The 18,006-nt window shown below is 47.0% G+C and carries 15 protein-coding genes, 1 tRNA gene and 3 pseudogenes (1 of these 19 running past the window's edge); 5 read left to right on the top strand and 14 right to left on the bottom strand.

Going from position 1 to position 18,006, the window contains the following annotated elements:
• The 3 genes and pseudogenes from QSJ10_RS06355 to QSJ10_RS06350 form a co-directional block, all read left to right on the top strand.
• Positions 1-807, top strand: a pseudogene (locus QSJ10_RS06355) (transposase) (it extends 320 nt beyond the left edge of the window).
• Positions 797-1,126 carry a CBO0543 family protein gene (locus tag QSJ10_RS15560; RefSeq protein ID WP_350330897.1) on the top strand — a complete coding sequence of 110 codons (330 nt, stop codon included), beginning with the start codon at positions 797-799 and terminating at the stop codon, positions 1,124-1,126. Before QSJ10_RS06355 ends, QSJ10_RS15560 begins: the two are co-directional and overlap by 11 nt.
• Positions 1,039-1,353, top strand: coding sequence for a hypothetical protein (locus tag QSJ10_RS06350; protein ID WP_147432157.1), 315 nt, complete (start codon positions 1,039-1,041; stop codon positions 1,351-1,353). The genes QSJ10_RS15560 and QSJ10_RS06350 overlap by 88 nt, the downstream gene beginning before the upstream one ends.
• Positions 1,354-1,615: 262 nt before the next feature.
• On the opposite strand, the gene QSJ10_RS06345 is transcribed toward QSJ10_RS06350, so the two are convergent.
• Complete coding sequence (locus tag QSJ10_RS06345; protein ID WP_049625340.1) at positions 1,616-3,001, bottom strand: L-cystine transporter; 1,386 nt, start codon at positions 2,999-3,001, stop codon at positions 1,616-1,618.
• 512 nt (positions 3,002-3,513) lie between these two features.
• Positions 3,514-4,734 (bottom strand): IS110 family RNA-guided transposase, encoded by a 1,221-nt coding sequence (locus QSJ10_RS06340; RefSeq protein WP_049624520.1) that lies wholly within the window; start codon positions 4,732-4,734, stop codon positions 3,514-3,516.
• A gap of 191 nt (positions 4,735-4,925) precedes the next feature.
• Between QSJ10_RS06340 and QSJ10_RS06335 the strand changes: the two genes are divergently transcribed.
• Together QSJ10_RS06335 and QSJ10_RS15555 are read left to right on the top strand one after the other, a co-directional pair.
• Positions 4,926-6,206: an IS110 family RNA-guided transposase gene (locus QSJ10_RS06335; protein ID WP_289493463.1), complete on the top strand. Its 1,281-nt coding sequence runs from the start codon at positions 4,926-4,928 to the stop codon at positions 6,204-6,206.
• Positions 6,207-6,588: 382 nt separating this feature from the next.
• Positions 6,589-6,738 (top strand): annotated as a pseudogene (locus QSJ10_RS15555) (site-specific integrase); the annotation flags it as partial.
• Positions 6,739-6,870: 132 nt separating this feature from the next.
• Here the strand turns inward: QSJ10_RS15555 and QSJ10_RS06330 are convergent.
• The 12 genes and pseudogenes from QSJ10_RS06330 to QSJ10_RS06275 all read right to left on the bottom strand — a co-directional run bounded on the left by QSJ10_RS06330 (position 6,871) and on the right by QSJ10_RS06275 (position 17,893).
• Positions 6,871-6,946 (bottom strand) — tRNA-Arg (locus tag QSJ10_RS06330).
• Between the two features lie 217 nt (positions 6,947-7,163).
• A complete protein-coding gene (locus QSJ10_RS06325; RefSeq protein ID WP_196332694.1) occupies positions 7,164-7,994 on the bottom strand; it encodes a TetR family transcriptional regulator in 831 nt (276 codons plus the stop codon).
• A 507-nt stretch (positions 7,995-8,501) separates the two neighbouring features.
• Positions 8,502-9,482 carry a restriction endonuclease gene (locus QSJ10_RS06320; RefSeq protein ID WP_033015505.1) on the bottom strand — a complete coding sequence of 327 codons (981 nt, stop codon included), beginning with the start codon at positions 9,480-9,482 and terminating at the stop codon, positions 8,502-8,504.
• Positions 9,483-9,821: 339 nt separating this feature from the next.
• Entirely contained in the window at positions 9,822-10,394 is a 573-nt protein-coding gene (locus tag QSJ10_RS06315; protein WP_053532736.1) for a hypothetical protein, read from the bottom strand.
• A complete protein-coding gene (locus QSJ10_RS06310) occupies positions 10,381-11,118 on the bottom strand; it encodes a hypothetical protein (RefSeq protein WP_053532735.1) in 738 nt (245 codons plus the stop codon). Before QSJ10_RS06310 ends, QSJ10_RS06315 begins: the two co-directional genes overlap by 14 nt.
• A 216-nt stretch (positions 11,119-11,334) precedes the next feature.
• Positions 11,335-11,958 (bottom strand): hypothetical protein, encoded by a 624-nt coding sequence (locus QSJ10_RS06305; protein WP_080706524.1) that lies wholly within the window; start codon positions 11,956-11,958, stop codon positions 11,335-11,337.
• 54 nt (positions 11,959-12,012) lie between these two features.
• The gene (locus QSJ10_RS06300; RefSeq protein WP_033015517.1) at positions 12,013-12,801 is read right to left on the bottom strand and encodes an NERD domain-containing protein; all 789 of its coding nucleotides are present in this window, start codon (positions 12,799-12,801) and stop codon (positions 12,013-12,015) included.
• A 228-nt stretch (positions 12,802-13,029) separates the two neighbouring features.
• Positions 13,030-14,166, bottom strand: a complete 1,137-nt coding sequence (locus QSJ10_RS06295) for an IS110-like element ISGka2 family transposase (protein ID WP_064213609.1) — start codon at positions 14,164-14,166, stop codon at positions 13,030-13,032.
• Between the two features lie 336 nt (positions 14,167-14,502).
• Positions 14,503-14,985: a hypothetical protein gene (locus QSJ10_RS06290; RefSeq protein WP_049626058.1), complete on the bottom strand. Its 483-nt coding sequence runs from the start codon at positions 14,983-14,985 to the stop codon at positions 14,503-14,505.
• A gap of 350 nt (positions 14,986-15,335) precedes the next feature.
• Complete coding sequence (locus QSJ10_RS06285) at positions 15,336-15,845, bottom strand: hypothetical protein (RefSeq protein WP_021322736.1); 510 nt, start codon at positions 15,843-15,845, stop codon at positions 15,336-15,338.
• An 84-nt stretch (positions 15,846-15,929) separates the two neighbouring features.
• Positions 15,930-16,715 (bottom strand): annotated as a pseudogene (locus QSJ10_RS06280) (Rpn family recombination-promoting nuclease/putative transposase); the annotation flags it as partial.
• Between the two features lie 299 nt (positions 16,716-17,014).
• Positions 17,015-17,893 (bottom strand): IS982-like element ISGsp1 family transposase, encoded by an 879-nt coding sequence (locus tag QSJ10_RS06275; RefSeq protein WP_289493462.1) that lies wholly within the window; start codon positions 17,891-17,893, stop codon positions 17,015-17,017.
• Positions 17,894-18,006: the final 113 nt, after the last annotated feature.

The raw sequence follows: 18,006 nt of genomic DNA, 5'->3' as shown, positions 1-18,006 counted from the left end.
GATTTGCCAAAAAACCAAGCCTTCGTCACGGGCAACACACGCGATTCAGGGATGTGATTGGCACTACTCTCACTCAGAGAAAAAATCGATTTGGGGCCATTCTCTTGTTTGGTTCATGGTTCATACTGCAACCCAGGCGTTTCCCTTTTCCTTCCGCCTCTACGACAAGACGGCGGGAAAAAGCAAAGGGGAACTCGCGATCGAGATGCTTTCTTCGTTGGATGTACGGCTTGTCTGAAAAAAGGATTCCACGTCATCGCGATGCTCAAGACGAACCGGATTCTCTATCCGAACGGCGTTGCCGTCCAAGCGAAGCAGTTGGCCCGCTCCATCGAACCGAATGACACTCACCTCGTCACGGTGGGAGAAGAGCATTATCGCGTCTATCGTTACGAAGGAGCGCTCAACGGTCTCGACCATGCGGTGGTGCTGCTCGCTTGGAAAGCCAATCAGCCGATGACATCGGAACATCTTCACTGCGTCTTGAGCACCGACCGGGAGCTAAACGATGAAGAGATCTTGCGCTACTATGCCCAGCGTTGGTCGATCGAATGCTTTTTTCGACAAGCGAAAGACCAGCTGAAGCTCGATGGGTACCGTGTTCGTCAGGTTCGGGCGGTGAAACGCTACTGGATCTTGGTGCAGCTTGCTTACGTGTACAGCCTATTCGAGTCGAACAGCGATTTTTCTGATGGGCTCGATCTCTTGCGCAAGAGAAAAGGACATAGCCTCGTGGAGTTCATTTACTGTGCAGCGAAACAAAATATTCCCATTGATACCGTGAAAAAACAGCTCCATGTGGCATAAGGGGTACCCTGTTTGTTTCTTTTTACATGGTAATTATTGTTATGAAAATTGCTCATCTACAGTCTATTTTATAAGCGGTTTGACGGGAGCTTTCCTTTGTTTTGTATTTGTTTCTATCGGATTTTACTCTTTTCCGGCTAGACTTATCCCTATGTCACCGATACCTATCATTGAAATGTTTACGGTCATTCCTTTTTATGTTCTTTTCGGAGTGAGATATAGTCCGTCTAAATGGGGATGGAAGATCCCCTTTTACTGGGGGATGGTTCATATCGCGATGCTTTTAGAAATTTTCGTGTTATTCCCCCAGTTAAGATAATGGATTACAAAGAAAACTGGGATGCTTGGGACTCTTATACATGGTGGTGGATTTATTTGCTTCTTTTTGAGTGGATTGGTGGAAAAATTGTTCCAACTCATTCAAGAAAACCGATACAATCTAAATCTTTTCGCTATGGAAGATGGGGATGGGTTGTCTTCCATTTTATTGTGATTACGACAATATTTTTAGCGGGTGTTTATACAGGATGGAATTTAAAAATGTGAACGATTTCTTACTCCCGTCGAAGAACAGAATTTTTTCTATAATCTGTGGTGCCATGACATGTTTCCGTTTCGCTGCAAATTGTTGAAGAAGCACAAATGAATACGGCATGGGTTCTGTTGGATACTGAACCCATGCCGTAATTTTTTTATGCGTGTCTGCTTGACAGGTACTCATAATGTTTAGGCTCTCTTCTTTCATTTACCGCACAAGTGCAGCCGGATGTTTTGGCGTGGGCGGGAAAGTGCAAGACATATCCAAGCCCTATGCTTCTAGTTTTTGCGTTTCTCCGTTATAGATATTTAAATCCAATTCTTTAGTGATGCGGCTGGTGACGACACCGGCGGTCATGCTTCCGCTGACATTCAAGGCAGTTCTTCCCATGTCAATCAGCGGCTCTACGGAAATGAGCAATCCTGCTAATGCTACTGGCAGATTCATGGTCGATAACACTAGAATCGCCGCAAACGTAGCACCGCCGCCAACGCCTGCAACCCCAAACGAACTGATGGTGACGACTAGAATAAGCGTCAAAATAAAGGAAAGAGAAGTTGGATCGATGTTAACGGTTGGCGCGATCATCACTGCAAGCATGGCAGGATAAATGCCGGCACAGCCATTTTGCCCAATTGACAGCCCAAATGAGCCGGCAAAGTTGGCGATGCCTTCGGGAACGCCAAGCGCGGTTGTTTGTGCTTTAACATTCAATGGAAGAGTGGCCGCGCTTGAACGAGAAGTGAATGCAAACGACAGTACCGGCAGCACTTTTTTTACGTAAGTAATAGGGTTTAGTCCGGACAACGCTAAAATTAGCAAATGAACGGCAAACATAACGAAAAGTGCAATATAGGAAGCCACGACGAATTTTCCTAGTTTTGCAATAGAGTTGATATCGCTTGTCGCAGTCACTCGGGACATAATGGCTAAAATTCCGTAAGGCGTTAGACGCAGCACTAGCGTGACGATGCGCATGACGATCGCGTACAGGGAATCTACTATTTTTTTGAACATTTCCGCCTGTTCAGGCTGTTTTTTAGCAACTCCTAAATAAGCAATGCCGACAAAGGCGGCGAAAATAACAACCGCTATGGTGGATGTGCTGCGCTGTCCCGTGAAATCTAAAAATGGATTTGCCGGAAGCAGCTCGATTATTTTTTGTGGGAAAGACAGGTTTTGAATTTGTTCATATTTTTGTTCTAACTCCTGCCCACGTATCTGTTCCGCCTCTCCCGAAGGAATGTCCACCGCCTCTAATTGAAAGCCTAATGAGGCCATGATGCCGATAGAAGCAGATATCGCCGTAGTGCCCAATAATAGCCCAATAATGAGCGTGGCGATTTTTCCTAAATTATTAGATATAGAAAGTTTGGTAAACGCCATAACGATAGAAATGAAAACTAATGGCATAACAATCATTTGCAACAGTTTTACATAGCCTGTGCCGACAATGTCAAACCATTGGGTGGACTGCTGGACGATAGCGGAACCAGCCCCATACACTGCCTGCAATGCGAACCCAAAGGCGATTCCGAGTCCAAGAGCAGTAAATACCCGTTTGGAGAAGGAAACGTGTTTCTTTTGCATATAGGCCAGAACACCAATCAATAATAGCAATATAGCAACGTTGAAAATGATTAGGTAAACATTCATCGTCAATCCCTCCTGACACGTAAAATTACTCTAATGATTAAAAACCGATATGTAAAGTGAGCTTTATTTATCGTATGAAAGAGTTTATAGGAAATTGCTAGGTACCGTCAAGAATTTTGTGTAATATAATGGGGGTAGGGTTTCTCTGAAATGGATTTGGAATGAATAGGGAACTATATAGGTGCAATTTGAATCTTTAACATTTGTAGTTTTTACAGAGCGATTGGATCGACTGTCGGGCGACCGAACAACGTCGCTTTCAGACCCATGTATGGATCTGTGAAGCGGGTGGTTGTTCGGTCTTCCGTCACGCTTTAGCGTGACGGAGGCAAGCCATAGGCTTGCCTTCGACAGTCAAAAATGGGCAAACCACTTTTCTGTCAAGGATATGTTAAACTTCTTTGTTGCATCTATCCTGAAAACACCATTTAAGACAAAAAAACGGAGCCCACCTAGCCTTCGGAATCGGATTCCAAAGGAAGGTATTTCAGTATATATATGGTTAATAAGTGCTATGCACTCGTTTTTTCCAGTTTCACTTCGTACCCTAACCCCTCTAATCGTTTCACCGTTTGACGCACGATGCTCGCTTCTCGCTGCCGATCCCAGTAGTCGGCTCCCAACTCTCTATACGGTTCCTTTCGAGTTAAGATGTAATAGATCATTTCTAAAATCGTTCTCCCGACCGCGACACTCGCTCGATTCGCTCCTCTTCGTTTGGCGATCCGATGATACTTGGCCGATAGGTACGTGTTCTTCGTTCGGGCGGCGGCACGGGCGCATTCCACGAGGCACGACCTCAGCTTCTTGTTCCCTTTCCTCGTTCGACCTGACAACCGTTTCCCTGCACTCTCATGATTCCCGGGAGCCATTCCGGCCCATGAGGCCAAGTGCGCGGCGGTAGGGAACCGGCTCATATCCGTCCCGATTTCCGCTACAATTTGTTCCGCGCTTTGCCGCCCCACTCCCGGGATCGTATCGATGAGCTCCAGCGCTTCATGAAAAGGGCTCGTTCGTTCCTCGATTTCCCGATCCAACCGGGCAATCGCTTCATCTAAATACTCCACATGACGCCATTGCTCGGCCAGCATCATGCGTTGATGCGGCCCCATCACTCCTTTCAACGCGCGCCGGAGCTCTTCCGTTTTTTGTTTCAGCCGCCCTTTGGCGAGCTGGGCGAGGGCCGCCGGATCGTCCTTTCCTTCGATAAGGGCGCGAATGATGAGCCGGGCCGACATCCCGTTGATGTCGGATACGACCGAAGAAAGCTTGATATTGGCTCCTTCCAGCACTTTTTGGATGCGGTTGAGCTCCCGTGCCCGTTCCTCGATCAAACTGCGCCGATAACGGACCAGTTCCCGGAGCTCCCGCTGAGCCCGATGAGGGATGTAACTCCCTTTTAGCAATCCATGGCGAAGCAAGTCCGCGATCCATTCGGCATCTTTGACATCGGTCTTTCGCCCGGGAACCGCTTTGATGTGTTGGGCATTGACGACAAGCACTTCGATCGGCTCTGCTTCGAGGAGATTATACACTGGCTTCCAATATACGCCCGTCGACTCCATGGCAACGTGCGTCACCTTTTTTTCTTTCAGCCAATCCACCAACTCCTCGAGATCGTCGGTCAGCGTACCAAACGTGCGAATCTCTTTTCCTTCAGGGGTAAGGGCGCAAGCCGTAATCGATTGCTTATGCACGTCCAATCCGCAACAGCGTTCATACAAGACGCGCATCGGTCTTCCTCCCTGCTTCGTTCTCAAAAACAGCTGGTGCAGCAGCCTTTGTTCAAGCATTCTATCCTGCGTGCTTCCCTCAAGGGAGCATTCCCGTTAGGAGCTTTTCCGGGGACTTGATCAAAAAAAGCCCTCTTGGTATGATGCAGGGGTGTCAACCACATCTCTCACCATACCAAGGAGGACTTCAGATGAATTGTACACAAAACTATAAAATTGATCAAGTCACCGAACAAACGCTTGTCGTGGGTATTGATATCGCGAAACGAACCCACTACGCCTGCTTCGTGGATGACCGGGGGCGCGTGCTTCGCAAATCGTTCCCGATCTTCCAGTCGAAAGAGGGGTTTCAACAGCTGTATAAAGCGATTCAGGGGGCGATGCAAGCGTTTGGGAAGTCAGAGGTGATCGTCGCGGTGGAGCCGACCGGGCACTACTGGTTGAACCTGGCCTACTTCCTCGAGGAGCACGGGATCCCGTTGGTCATGGTCAACCCGGCGCATGTGTGCCGGTCGAAAGAACTCGATGACAACCTGCCGACGAAACACGACGCCAAAGACGCCCTGGTCATTGCCAGACTGGCAAAAGACGGACGATTCCTCGTTCCCCGGCTGCTGCACGAGATCGAAGCCGATTTGCGCGTGGGAAGCACGCTCAAAGAGAAGCTCCGCAAGGAACAGACGGCGGTGAAAAACGCGCTCGTCCGCTGGACGGATCGGTATTTTCCAGAGTTTTGGACCGTGTTTCGTGACTTGGGGAAAACGGCGCTTTCGGTGTTGGAGTGGACGCCGCTTCCGGCCGATATGGCGGGTCGGACCGCCGAGGAGCTCATCGAGGTGTACCGGCAAAGCGAAGGGCTGAAATGCCCGCAGAAGGCCAAAATTCAGGCGTTGATCAACGCCGCGAAGGACTCCATTGGGGGGACGAAAGGGACAGCGATGGCCCGGTTTGAGATCGCCGCGCTCGTCCGCCGATACCGCCAATTGGAGGCGGAGATCGCTGCACTGGACGCCGAGTTGAAGGCATTGGTTCAAACGACGATGGAGTATCAATGGTTGAAAACGGTCGATGGGTTGGGAGACGCCACGATCATCGATCTGCTGGCGGAGATCGGCAGCTTCGCCCATTATCGGGACCCGCGCCAATTGGTGAAGTTGGCGGGCCTGACGCTCAAGGAGAACTCCTCCGGCCAGCGCAAAGGGCAAAAGCACATCTCCAAACGGGGACGGAAACGGCTGCGCTCGGTGCTGTTTCGGGCGATGATTCCGCTGATCCGGCGCAACGAGGCGTTTCGCGAGCTGCATGAATATTACACGACCCGCCCCGTCAACCCGCTGACCGGAAAGCAATCCATCGTCGCCTTGTGCCGGAAGCTGTTGAATGTGCTGTTTGCGATTTGTACGAAGAAACAAGCGTTTGACGCGGAGCGAATGAAGCAGGACGTCTTGTCCCAAGTGCAACGGGCGGCCTAAGGCCTCCCCCTGCGAACGGAAGAATCGTTGGACAACCAGATGACACCGGAGAAGCTGGCGTGATTTTATCCATTCGACCTTGAGTCCCAAAGGAGCTTGGCCGGCCTCCGCCTGATGACGAGACCGAACGAGGGAATGTTGGCGCCAAGACGCCCGGAGACATGGGAGGGTTCGTCCTCATCAGCGACGCGGAGATCCAAAGGGGGCATCGAATACGCTTCTCCCCACGGAAGGAAAATATCCCCAGCCGTGGCCGCGAAGCGCACCCTAGGTCTGTAAGATATCCACAAAACTGAAAAAGGATGTAAGGGATTTTGTCGAAAAATATTTTTTGGACACCCCTGAGGGGCCGAAAAGCCTTGATAAATCAACATTTCTAGAGGGAGTGAATATCAAATACGTTTCCCGGCGGCTGGGGCATAAAGATATTGTAACCACTTTACAAACGTACTCGCACATTTTAGATGAGATGGAACAAAAAGAGTCTCGGCAAGTTGACCTTGCAATGGAGGAGCTGTATCATGCCAAATAGCCGTGCAAAATTCGCGCAAAATTTTTTCGGATTCTATCGTTTTTTTGGGGATTCCTAAAAAATGAAAAATGACCACAAACGCAGTCATATCAAGGGGTTCGGCAATCTCAACCCGAACGAATCGTATGTAGATGGCGGCCCCGAGAGGATTCGAACCTCCGACGCACGGTTTAGGAAACCGACGCTCTATCCACTGAGCTACGGGGCCATATGGCTCCTTTTTCATTCTATCCATCTGCACCTAAAAATTCAATAGCTGATAGACAAACAAAATAGAGAACTCCACCCCCGATCTCTCCAAAGTTCGCTCTTCGCTCCCAGCAATTTGGATTCGTCAGCTTGGATCGACCCACGTTTTCCCGCGGAACGTTCAAATCGCCTGCCCAAAACGTCTTGCCCGATGCGGAAAAACAGCCACGATCATCTTACCATGACGTCCCGTATTCGTCTGGATTGAGAATCCTATGCACCCTCGCGGCATCATCCTCGACACTCACAAAGTGGTTCGTTTCCTTCGGCCCCAGTCCTCGAACCGCCCCATGAAGACGCCCGATTTTCTCCAGCGTTCCGTTTCCGATGTCCCAGCTGTACACTTCCTCCTTTGCATGATAGCTGTGGCCAAAATACGCATAGTTCCCCCTCACACATACAGCGGTCGATCCGCGCAGCTGCTCGGGTGCTTTGTATCTCCGCACCGTCTTTTTGCAAGGATCCACCTGAATCAGCGAAAAATCGTCGTAAGGAAAAAGCCACAAGGTCGATGATTTTCCTTTGCACATCGCATAGCAGTCCACGATCATTGGACGATCCGTCAGATGGGAATGATACTTGAATGCCGGAGAACCGTCCAATCGAAACAAAACCAATCCTTCCGTCGAAATTCCTTTGCCGAACACGCCTTCATCAAAGTAGCCGATCCAGATCCCTTCTTTTCCAATCGCTATGTCTTCAATCCCATCGCCGCCGCAAAAGGAATGTTGTACATTTCCATGCAGATCTACCAAAAACACATTATGGCTGATTCCGTCACTTCTCGCATCCGCCAGCAAAAAGCGCTCACTGTCGACCCAGCGAATGATGGGAAAGCGAACAGAGACGTCCGGATGAAGAACAGTTCCATTCACGACGCACTCCAACCGTCGGCGGTTTCTTTGCACAACGATCCATCCGCACCGATCGCTCCAATCCGCATCGATCAGCCGAATCCCGCTTCGTTCCGACACAATGGAATAGAACGTATAAGTGACGATTTGCAACATTCATCCCCTCTCAAAAACACCATCTTTACAGCCACACACCGCCATTGCCCTTGCATTTAGACGCCCCGTCTGCACGGCAACGCGAAGCGATGGGATTCGCCGCAGCCTTGAACCGCTGCTTCCCTGATCGCAGGCATGACGACCTTCTCGCGCCACCGCCCTTGCAAACACCGCAACTTGATCAGCGTTCTTAGGGAGCACCATCCGCACGACGAACGGTTGGCCGTTTATCATCATCAACATCCTTGGCCGAATCGTCCCCCACGTGGAAAGAACGGTTCCTCACGAAAGAAACCAACATAAGGAATACCATTCGTGAACATAAGGTCGAAATCCTGCATGAATGAAAAAATGGAGAGCTGGGGAAAGCTCTCCGTTTTTCGCTTGTGTGTTCCATCCAAGCCAATACGGCGAAATCCCTGCCTTGGCATAAAGGCTCAACAAACATCAACTCGCTTAATCGGGAAAACCTCGAGCAACTAGGAAATCGGCCCCAAACGGCTTTTATTCAGGCACATACATTTTCTGCAGCGGAAGCAGCGCTCTCGCATCGCTAGGCATGTTCTCATACCAATGAACAATCAAGTTGACCAGCTCTTCCAAATCAATCAGTTTCACGGAATTATGTTTGGCGACTGCCTCTGCGTGGGACGTAAAACCGCCTGTGGAGACGAACAGGCAATTGGCATCAATCGGGTTGGCCCCGAGAAGCTGCTGGATTTCCGGGGCCGAGGCGGCGCTTTTGCGATGCTTCACTTGCACCTTGATTACAGGTTTTTCAAAGCCAAACGCGTCCTTATAGGCGAGCACATCCACACCGCCGTCAGGGCCTTTCGGGCTTACTTGCACGTTGTACCCCATCGCTTGAAGCAAGCCTGCCACTAAATCTTGCATTTGCCACGGATCAAGCTTGTCCACTTTGTCTTGGATCATCATCAACGCTTTTCCAACAAGGTCTTCAACGATTTCTTCCGTTTCCCCCTCTTCATGTTGAGGTTTTGAGAATGGTTCACTGTGTAAACGCTGCTCGATTTCATCGCCCCATTCGTCCACTCGAAACACCGTCAGCGTCGAACCTAAACTGTTCTTCGCTCCGTCTGACAGCGAATCCCTTGGAACTGTCGCATTTTCCCATTTTACCCGGATGATGTTCGGATAATAGGGATGCCCGATGGAGGGATCGTAACGATGCTCTTCTGTCACGGTTCCAACAATGTACTCCCTTTTCTCTTTTGAATATGTGATCACTCGATCGCCCTTTTTGATTTCATGGGCAAACCGCCATACTTGATTCACCCAACTCGTTCTCGATTTTGGTTTTGACTCGGCAAACACTTCATCCGCCTTTCGCTGCAGCTGTTCTTTCGACCGAAAGCGCTTCGGATCGCCCAATCTCGCCCAACCGATCGATGCGATGCCCTTTTCCAGCCAAAGCGGAATCAGTTCATTGCGGTCGCCCGCGCGGATCATCCACCATTTTGACATCCAGGTTCCTCCAAATCCTTTTGTTCTGGAAGGCCGGTGATTTAGTGAAAAATCGCGGAAAAACGGACTTTTTTCTCAAATAGAGAAGTCTTGCAAAATCAACGCTTCTCTTTCGACCGAAAACAATGGGTTCGGCGAAATCAGTCGTTTTTCACCAGCCTTCTAGACGGTTTTCTTCAATAAAAAATCTTTACCGTTTTTTCTTTCCCCCGTTTCTCCATTTATCCAACTCCGCTAGACGGAATATTACCATCCGAAGAGACATTTCTATTTTGATCCCTACGCACCGCCCTCCTCAGTCTGTCAACTGTTTTCATTTCCCTAATTCCAGTTTATCTGTCACAAACGATGCAACTCATCAAACACCCTATCCTTAATGTTCGTTGATGTAATGGATAATAAATCAATTTTCTTTGAAATAACTTCTTGAATTTTACCATATTTTTCCGAAGTTTTTTCGTCATTCGGAACGGTTCTAAACACTCCATTTTCAAGTTCATGGTCAGTAAAATTATCGCCATCATATAAAGGCCAGTAGAAAAACCAATGCTCAGAAACGCTCGGTGGTTTATCCCAATGTTCAAGTGTTGAATACACGTATTTGCACAACGTCATTCGTGGTTCTTCTTTGAATGAGATTTCAACCGCATAGATTGGGTCGTTTTTCAACCCATTTCCCGATTGGCAAGGAGGCGCAGAATCTCTCTGATATAGCTTGATAAAAGATTGAATGAACCAGCCTTGATACTCGCGGTCAGATTTCTGACGTAAAAATTGTGGGATCACCGGAACAAATCCACATTCAACCGATTGACGGTCCATTTCCACCAACAGTTTATCGACACTCTCGTACGTTTTTCGCATAACCTCGAAAGCGTTTTCTATGTTTTCCTGTACGCTAACAGAATTCATAATACCCCTCCTTTTCAATACGGTTGGCACTTAAATGAAAAAACTGTTCATCTGTATAAAAATGAAAGTAGGAGCAGTGGTCAACTAAAGGACAAGCAAGGCTTTGAAAGTTTTGAAAACGCGCAAATCCCTTTTTTCTCAATAAAGCAACCAAATCCTCCAATATTAACCTTTGAAACTCATTGAATGTTTCATTTTTTTGCACGTACACCATTTGATGGAGCACTTCTTGCCACGATAAATACCCGAAATGAACACCGCTTGGCAGTTTTCTGTCTTCCATCACCTTTTTAGCCATCATATTCACTTCTGGTTCCGTTCCTAATAAGAGCAAAAACTTTGGCGTTTGTCCTTTACCGTTTAATAAATCGCTTGCTTCTCGCTCCAATTGATCGTCTGATGATAAAGGACTATGGTATTTCACTTCGATTCCTATGGTCAAATGATCCAATTCCAGCAAAACATCGATTTCACTTCTTTCCCCCTTGACCCAAAAATTAACTTTATCCCCTATAAATTCGTCTTTTTGCGCCGCCAAACCGTTTATGAACACCGTTTGATCAGTTTGAGAAAAAAATACGGCCTTGCTGAAAATCGGCTGAATCCCTTTGTGAAAAGGGAGATAACGCAACGTGCCAAATACGTTCGCTGTCAACTGATCCTCAAGCCGCTCGCTTAAATTCGAACCGTCTGATGATATTTTTCCATGTATTTCAGCTAACAAACTTTCTCCCCCCTGTCTGTGCCCATACATTCGACAAGTGACAGGATCCGCGTGCAACGAAGCTTCTCCTGTCGCACTCTAATTTTTTAATTGCTTCTCATAACACTTCTTCATCACAACAGATAAATCCGGGTTAATCAAGTCTTGCCCGAGACGTTTTCGTTCCTGACACAGCTTTTCTTCGATAGGTGACAACAGACACTAAAACTATTTCTCTCAACTATATACGTCCCCAACATGAACGGCTACATATCGGAACTCGCCATGTTTATCTTGGTTGATAGTAGAATAATGATGCCATTTCAATTGATATCTCCCTTTAATAAAGATCGGCGCATCACGGTTTTTTTTCGTCCCTGCTGATGCACGTTCCTGCCATTTTAACTCCCCGGTGATGATCCGGTTTTCATGAATGCGAAACTCGCAGTCCACCGTATTTGGTCGCATCGGCTCGGTCCAATACAAATGGTCATTCGTTAGCAGCACAACGATCCCGTATACATTCCTTCTCCCCATTGTTATTCGTTCTAACTTTTCCACTTGCGCCAAAAAATCATAACGACCCTGATCCTGAGCACCGTGGTGCTTCAATTCAATCGTTTGCCCGTTTTGCTTTATCGTGACCCGAGCGAGCTTGTTCATTAAACAAATCGCGTATTGGCGCCCGCTTTCCGGTTCTTCCACCCACAAATCGATCAGATAATCATGAAAGCGTTTGTTCTCCTCGACGCGGAATTTTTCTTGAAGCTGAAATTTTAATGACTGTTTAAACGCTTCTTTTGAAGCAAAAAATCGATACTTTTGCGATAGGCGTTCCAATTCCTCGTGAATAGAAAACATCATTTTCCTCCTTCCCTTATCTATAGTTGCTGCCCAAACGGCCGTGTTGCAAGTTCAGCCAATCGACTGCGTAAACTTGCATTTCGGATAATTATTGCAACCTTTAAATGTTCCGTATTTCCCTTTCCGAACGATTAGAACACCGCCACATTTTGGACAACGGTTTTGCTGTATATGTTGTTCCGTCTGCTTTTGCTTCGTTCGAATCGCTTGCATGTGCCACTTTTTCATTTCTTTTTCTTGTGTCTTATCTTTGGCAAGCACTGTTTCTAATTTTTGAGCTAAACGTTCCTTTGTTTCCCTATCGATCACTTTTGTTTGATGTTGCTCGAGCACTTGTTTCAATTGTTTCGGATAAACCACATAAGCATGGGCAAAATGAGCATTTGATTTAAACTTTGCCCGCGTCAAAAACACGACAACCGAGTGAATCGGAATATGCGCAAACTCCTCCCCAAGCCAGTCTCTTAACGCCTTGATATGCCCTTTGTTCTGCAAAATAGGATTAGGAAATTTTTCTTTTCGTTTATAAATGACTTGCGTCCAATATTTTGACGTTTCATCTCCGAAAATCCAGCCGCTGTAATTTTTCGTTTCGATGACAAACAGTCCTTGATCGGAAAGGATAATATGATCAATTTGTGAAGTGGAGCCATCCTGTCTAGGAATATACAGGTTATGAAAAGCTTTGTATTTTCCAGATGATGTTGCTTCTATATTTTTAATTGCTTTACGGACTTTATATTCTCCATACGATCCAATCCATTCCGCTTCTTTTGACTTGATCCATCTTGCCAGCAAAACAAGCAAGAGCAAAAGAAGCAATGTATAGAAAAGACCCATATTCACAATTCCCCTCCCCGCCCCCAAATGTTATTGTTACAAACTACTCAATCGACTTCTTTCAATTCTTATCGTATTGTCTTTTCCGTGAAAATCCCCACCACTTGGTGAGTGCGGTATACGCTCCTGATCCGTGAGGGTATACTGAAAATGGCCAAAAAAGGCAATAGGAAAGCAGAGGTGCCCGATTTTAGGCATCTCGTATAACCTGTCTGCCTTTTGGCTAGACTAAATAAGTTGTGGTTGGCGGAACGGCTCTTTGCGGGAGATCATGCAAAAGATGATCACCAACATCCGCCGAGCAATGGCGATGAGGGCTTTTTTCTTCCCGCACCGGGCCGCCAACGACCAAAACTTTCGGGACAAGGGATGCGTCTTGGATCGAGCTGCTGACCATGCCGCCTCGCATAACGCCGATCGGAGATGGGGATTGCCTTTTGTCGTGCGCGTGCTCTTTCGCTTTCCGGCGCTTTCATGGTTGCCGGGGGACAATCCAGTCCATGAAGCCGCCCGTTCCGGCGTTTCAAAGACGCTCATGTCGGTTCCCATCTCGGCGATGATGACGGCGGCGGTTTGTTTTTTCACTCCGGGCATGGTCATCAGCAGGTTCACTTCCTCGCGATACGGCTCGAGCAGGCGGTCGATGTGTTGGTCGACTTCTTCGATGAGCCGCTCCAATTCCTCAACGTGTTTCCACAAGAGGCGAAGGAGACGGAGCTCGTGTTCGGTCAAGGTGCCGAGCAGCGAATCGTACACCGCTTGCTTTTTCTTTTTGAGCCTTCCGCGCAGGCATTCATCCAACTCGTCCTTGTCCACGTATCCCTTCTCCAGCAGCCGGGCGAGGATGTCTTTTCCGGAAACGCCGAAGAGATCGGAGAGGACCGAGCCGAGTTTGACATTGGAAGACTCGAGCACTTTTTGAATCCGGTTTTTCTCCGAAGTCAGCTGTCCGACCCACTTTTTGCGGAGGCGGGTAAAATCCCGCAATTCGCGAATATCCGCTGGGGGGACGAAACTTTTTTCAACGAGTCCATGGCGGAGCAGCTTGGCGATCCACTCGGCGTCAGAGACATCGGTTTTTCTTCCCGGGACATTTTTGATCCGCTGCGGATTGGCCAGTGTCAAGTCGACATAGCCCTCGAGGAAGGCGAAGACCGGTTTCCAATACACGCCGGTGGATTCCATGGCGACATGGGTGACGCCATGTTCTTCGAGCCACTCAAGCAGGTCGCCAAGTCCCTTCGAGAACGTGGAGAAGGTTTGAATGTCCTTTTGAATGTGTCCATCTTCTTCCCATAGCGCGCAGGCGACGATGGTTTCGGCATGAACATCCAATCCTGCGCAGCGAGGATAGATGACATCCATGATGAAAATCCTCCTTTTCGATGATCGAGTGCGCAAACAGTGAATCCACGGGAGACATGCGGCAGTTTTCCGTTCGTCGTCACCTTTCCTCTATCACAGGAAAGGGCGGACAATGGGTGGTGCACCCAGTGGATTCAAACACTTTTCCGTACAGGGTCTAAGCCACCATTAAGCATAACGTCCTGTTAAACTGTTTGCGCCTATTCTTCATTATGGGAAGAAAAGGGGGATTTTCATCCCTGGGTGGAGGGCAAACCATTGCCCATGGATCTTTTCCGTGAAAATACATGCGCCTTCAGCGGTCATTTTCATGCCCGGGTGGAGAGCAAAAATTGCTCATGGAACTTTTCCGTCTAGCATATCAGCACGCTTGCTGCCGTAAATGCGAAGCCACGGGGAACCTTTGACTGCTTTCACTGACAGCCGCGCCGTTCCACGAATCTGTTCTTTTTCGATATCCACGCACTCGAGAAATTCGTCCCAGTAGACGATGGCAATGACTTGATTGTAGTCGCTTAATTGCTTCTGGCTGCAAATAAAGGCAAAGATCAATTCTTTTTCTTTGTTGTTTTCCTGATGAATCTTAGTAATTTCTTCGATCTCATTGTCGCTAAACGAAAAAGACCAAGTGAAATCCTTGGAACCTGATGGAGTGGTATTGTACTTCGTATAAATGATATAACTCGCTTTATTCGTCGAGACTTCGTATATTTGCCGGTTATCGTTTTCTTTTTCAAACAAAGCCGGTGCAAGTCCCCCGTTGACCAACGCAGAAAGCAACGCCCCGTAATAGTAGTCGGCTTTGCAAATCGTTGTCATTGTATTCCCCTCCCTTATTCCTAAATCCAAAAAAGCTCATTTAACTCGATTGTACTAATATTTGCAGAAAAATGCTGTCGAATATTGTCAAATTATTTACAAATTTCCTATACGTAATCAACTAATATGCCGACTGAAAAATCGGGCGATCACAACAAAAAACTACCCCATCATCTTAGGGTAGCTTTCTCCTTTAGCGGGTAACAACAGGTACCAGGCCAATACATATTCGGGAAAAAGCGAAGAATAAAACCATTAAAAAACGCTGTGCCATCTTTTTATTTAAACAAGCGGTCGTGGTCAATCGTTATACATTTCACTCCACATGCAAAATATCGTTTGAAATCTCTTTATTTCCTCCCATAATGTATACGTTCTCGCTCCCGGTTAAATTCTTCATGCAACTTCCCTTGTTCGTATTCCATCAAATAATTTAATGTCTGCTCAATGGTTGCTATTTTCATTGTTATTAATATATCGGAAGAAGTATCCTCGTCATCTAATAATGTTCTCTTGTATCTCTCCAGTTCCAAAAGGCGCTCCATTATTTCTTTAAATCCTCTAATCGTCTTTTCATCCTTATAAATAAAATCACGTTCGAAATCAATATCCTCTAATTCCTGTTTATATTTGTTAATCGTGTTATCACGCATTTGTCTTGCAAAATCAGCTCTTCTTTGAATCGGACCAAAACGAAATTTATTTCTCCATGATAAAAATGTACTTTTAGGCACGCCTAACTCGCTTGCCCCTTCCCAAGGAACAACATCTCTAATCACGCAAAGTTCATACATAATCTCTTTCAACGGCTTACCGTACTTTTTTTCTACGATTTCTTGATAATCTTTATTTGTCATCATTGGAATCACATCCTTATTGTGAGTTTATCGCTAAATGTAAAAACGCTATTTCAGGAGCTAGCAGATGCCAAGCACTGCCCCTTCCTACTCATCTTTTACCCTTTTATGAACTTCTTCTTCCGTTAGGTCAAATATATGTGCAATATCGGCAATGCTCATTCCTTTTGCAATCATTTTTCGCATCATTTCTCGCTCTTTTTGCTTAGCTCCTTCACGTTTTCCCTTTTGTTCATACGAAATCAACAATTCCAACACTTGCTCTTTTTCTTTCGTTTCCATTTGGTTCACCTCGTTTCGCAATCGTTGTTCTTCTTCATCCGACAATTTCACATATGTTTCAAAAAAGCCGATTAACAATCGCTGCTTTGCTTCATCCAGCTCTAAACGAACTAACATGCGTAAAAACTGTTTTTTCAATTCGATTCGTTCACTTTCAGTATAACCCATTTTGCTTAACAGCGCAGCGGCGATCGGGTTGTCAATGCGAATATAGTTGCGCCAATTTTGTTTGCGCAGTTCGACGGTGAAAAAGCGGAAGTGAAGGATGTTGCCAAAAGGAAGTTGAAGCGTAAACGAAGAGGGTTCGTCGCGGATGGCATCGTAGCTGAAAACGGCAATCGGAACGATGTTCGTGCGGTATTTTTCAAACAAGCGGCTGAAGTAAATGAACATCCGTTCAGGAAACGACGGCTGCACATAGCTTTGGTTTTCGATATGGACGATGATCAGCCCATCTTCCCCTTTTAATTTCGTTTCGACTAACAAATCGACGCGATACTTCTCCCCTGCCGTTACATCGGTGAACAGTTCTTCGGATAAAAAGGACAAATGCTGAAAATCAATATACTCGTACATTTCGGGGAAAACAAGTTAACTTTAATAAATGGGGCAAATAAGGAAGAAGATGACCGTCTCTGCTTTTTACATGTACGACCGGTGTTTTTTCATGAACGCTTTTTAGCTTCCATCGCTCATTTTTTTCCAAATAATAATCAATAACACTTTGTTGGAGAAACGGACTTTTTTGCCCGGCTGTATAGTCGGCAATTTCTACAAATGTGTAATAGTATGCCCGCCTATTAAATGGATCGACGACCTCCATCCCTTCTTTGAGTAACGATGGGTCGGTATCGATAAAATCTTGTAATACCCGTGGTGCTAGTTGAGTGTCAGCGCTCAACCAGCCCTAGTGTGACCAAGGAATACGCCAACAAGATGCCATCGAGTGCCACTTCAAACCCGGCCATGGAATTCGCTCGAATGTCGGTGATCCGGTATTGGTCTACGAGAATCGAAAACACCGTCTCGATGACTTTGCGTTTTTTTCGGATCCATTCTTCCCATGCTTTGGATGGGCCGTGCTTTTGATTGTGTCGAGACGGTGTCCAGAACGCAGCTTGGTGTTCTTCGTACAGCTTTTCTCGAAGAGCGCGGCTGATGTACCCTTTGTCCCCAAAGTTGTAGGGATGAGGGATTTGAGTCATCACCGTTTCAGCGGCTTTGACGTCGTGGCAGGACGCTTCCGTCACGACATAGCCCATGGCCAGCCCTTGATTGGTCACTTGAAGATGCAGCTTGAAACCGTAGTACCATTGCTTTTTGGAAGCACAATACCCCATATCCGCGATCCCTCGAAATCGCTTGACGCGCTGCATTCTTGCGGGATGGCACAACGGAAGAGGCAAGCTGTCGACGACCGCATAAGCATGGTGTTGGCCACGTTTCGCCAGCTCATGACGGATCCATTTGATGGCGAAACCAAGCGCCCGGCAGCGGCGGTTGTATCGGGAGCGTTCAAGAAACGAGCCGTTTGTGAACAAATTTCCCGTGACAAAACGATGCCAGGCTCGTTCGGAAGAAAAGCCCAGCAGCTTCCCCAAAAGGTGAACCGCCATGACCACTTCGTCTTCTTGCTTGACCAAGTGACGGTTGCGGCGATGAAGATACATTTGAATCAACGACAGTTGGGCAGAAACAAAACAGAAAATAGCGGCATATTGTTTTTGAAGTTTGGCTGGATCTGTAGTAAAATGAAAGTGCTCTTGCATGGGGGATCTCTCCTTTCGAATGTTGGGTGACACTTTCATTCTACTGGAGATCCGCCAGCAAGGGCTATTTTTATGCTTGATCAAGTTTATCTAGCACCACGGGTGAATATTAC

Origin of the sequence: Geobacillus stearothermophilus ATCC 12980, from assembly GCF_030369615.1 — a bacterium.
Lineage (GTDB): Bacteria > Bacillota > Bacilli > Bacillales > Anoxybacillaceae > Geobacillus > Geobacillus stearothermophilus.
The sequence above is the reverse complement of the archived record's forward strand: the minus strand, read 5'-3'. Positions and strand labels throughout refer to the sequence as shown.

What these genes read in the sequence shown, in the direction of transcription:
- QSJ10_RS15560 (WP_350330897.1), top strand. Translation starts at nt 797, where the DNA reads ATGTGGCATAAGGGGTACCCTGTTTGTTTCTTTTTACATGGTAATTAT.
- QSJ10_RS06350 (WP_147432157.1), top strand. Translation starts at nt 1,039, where the DNA reads ATGGGGATGGAAGATCCCCTTTTACTGGGGGATGGTTCATATCGCGAT.
- QSJ10_RS06345 (WP_049625340.1), bottom strand. Translation starts at nt 3,001, where the DNA reads ATGAATGTTTACCTAATCATTTTCAACGTTGCTATATTGCTATTATTG.
- QSJ10_RS06340 (WP_049624520.1), bottom strand. Translation starts at nt 4,734, where the DNA reads ATGCGCGTCTTGTATGAACGCTGTTGCGGATTGGACGTGCATAAGCAA.
- QSJ10_RS06335 (WP_289493463.1), top strand. Translation starts at nt 4,926, where the DNA reads ATGAATTGTACACAAAACTATAAAATTGATCAAGTCACCGAACAAACG.
- QSJ10_RS06320 (WP_033015505.1), bottom strand. Translation starts at nt 9,482, where the DNA reads ATGTCAAAATGGTGGATGATCCGCGCGGGCGACCGCAATGAACTGATT.
- QSJ10_RS06315 (WP_053532736.1), bottom strand. Translation starts at nt 10,394, where the DNA reads ATGAATTCTGTTAGCGTACAGGAAAACATAGAAAACGCTTTCGAGGTT.
- QSJ10_RS06305 (WP_080706524.1), bottom strand. Translation starts at nt 11,958, where the DNA reads ATGTTTTCTATTCACGAGGAATTGGAACGCCTATCGCAAAAGTATCGA.
- QSJ10_RS06300 (WP_033015517.1), bottom strand. Translation starts at nt 12,801, where the DNA reads ATGGGTCTTTTCTATACATTGCTTCTTTTGCTCTTGCTTGTTTTGCTG.
- QSJ10_RS06295 (WP_064213609.1), bottom strand. Translation starts at nt 14,166, where the DNA reads ATGGATGTCATCTATCCTCGCTGCGCAGGATTGGATGTTCATGCCGAA.
- QSJ10_RS06290 (WP_049626058.1), bottom strand. Translation starts at nt 14,985, where the DNA reads ATGACAACGATTTGCAAAGCCGACTACTATTACGGGGCGTTGCTTTCT.
- QSJ10_RS06285 (WP_021322736.1), bottom strand. Translation starts at nt 15,845, where the DNA reads ATGATGACAAATAAAGATTATCAAGAAATCGTAGAAAAAAAGTACGGT.
- QSJ10_RS06275 (WP_289493462.1), bottom strand. Translation starts at nt 17,893, where the DNA reads ATGCAAGAGCACTTTCATTTTACTACAGATCCAGCCAAACTTCAAAAA.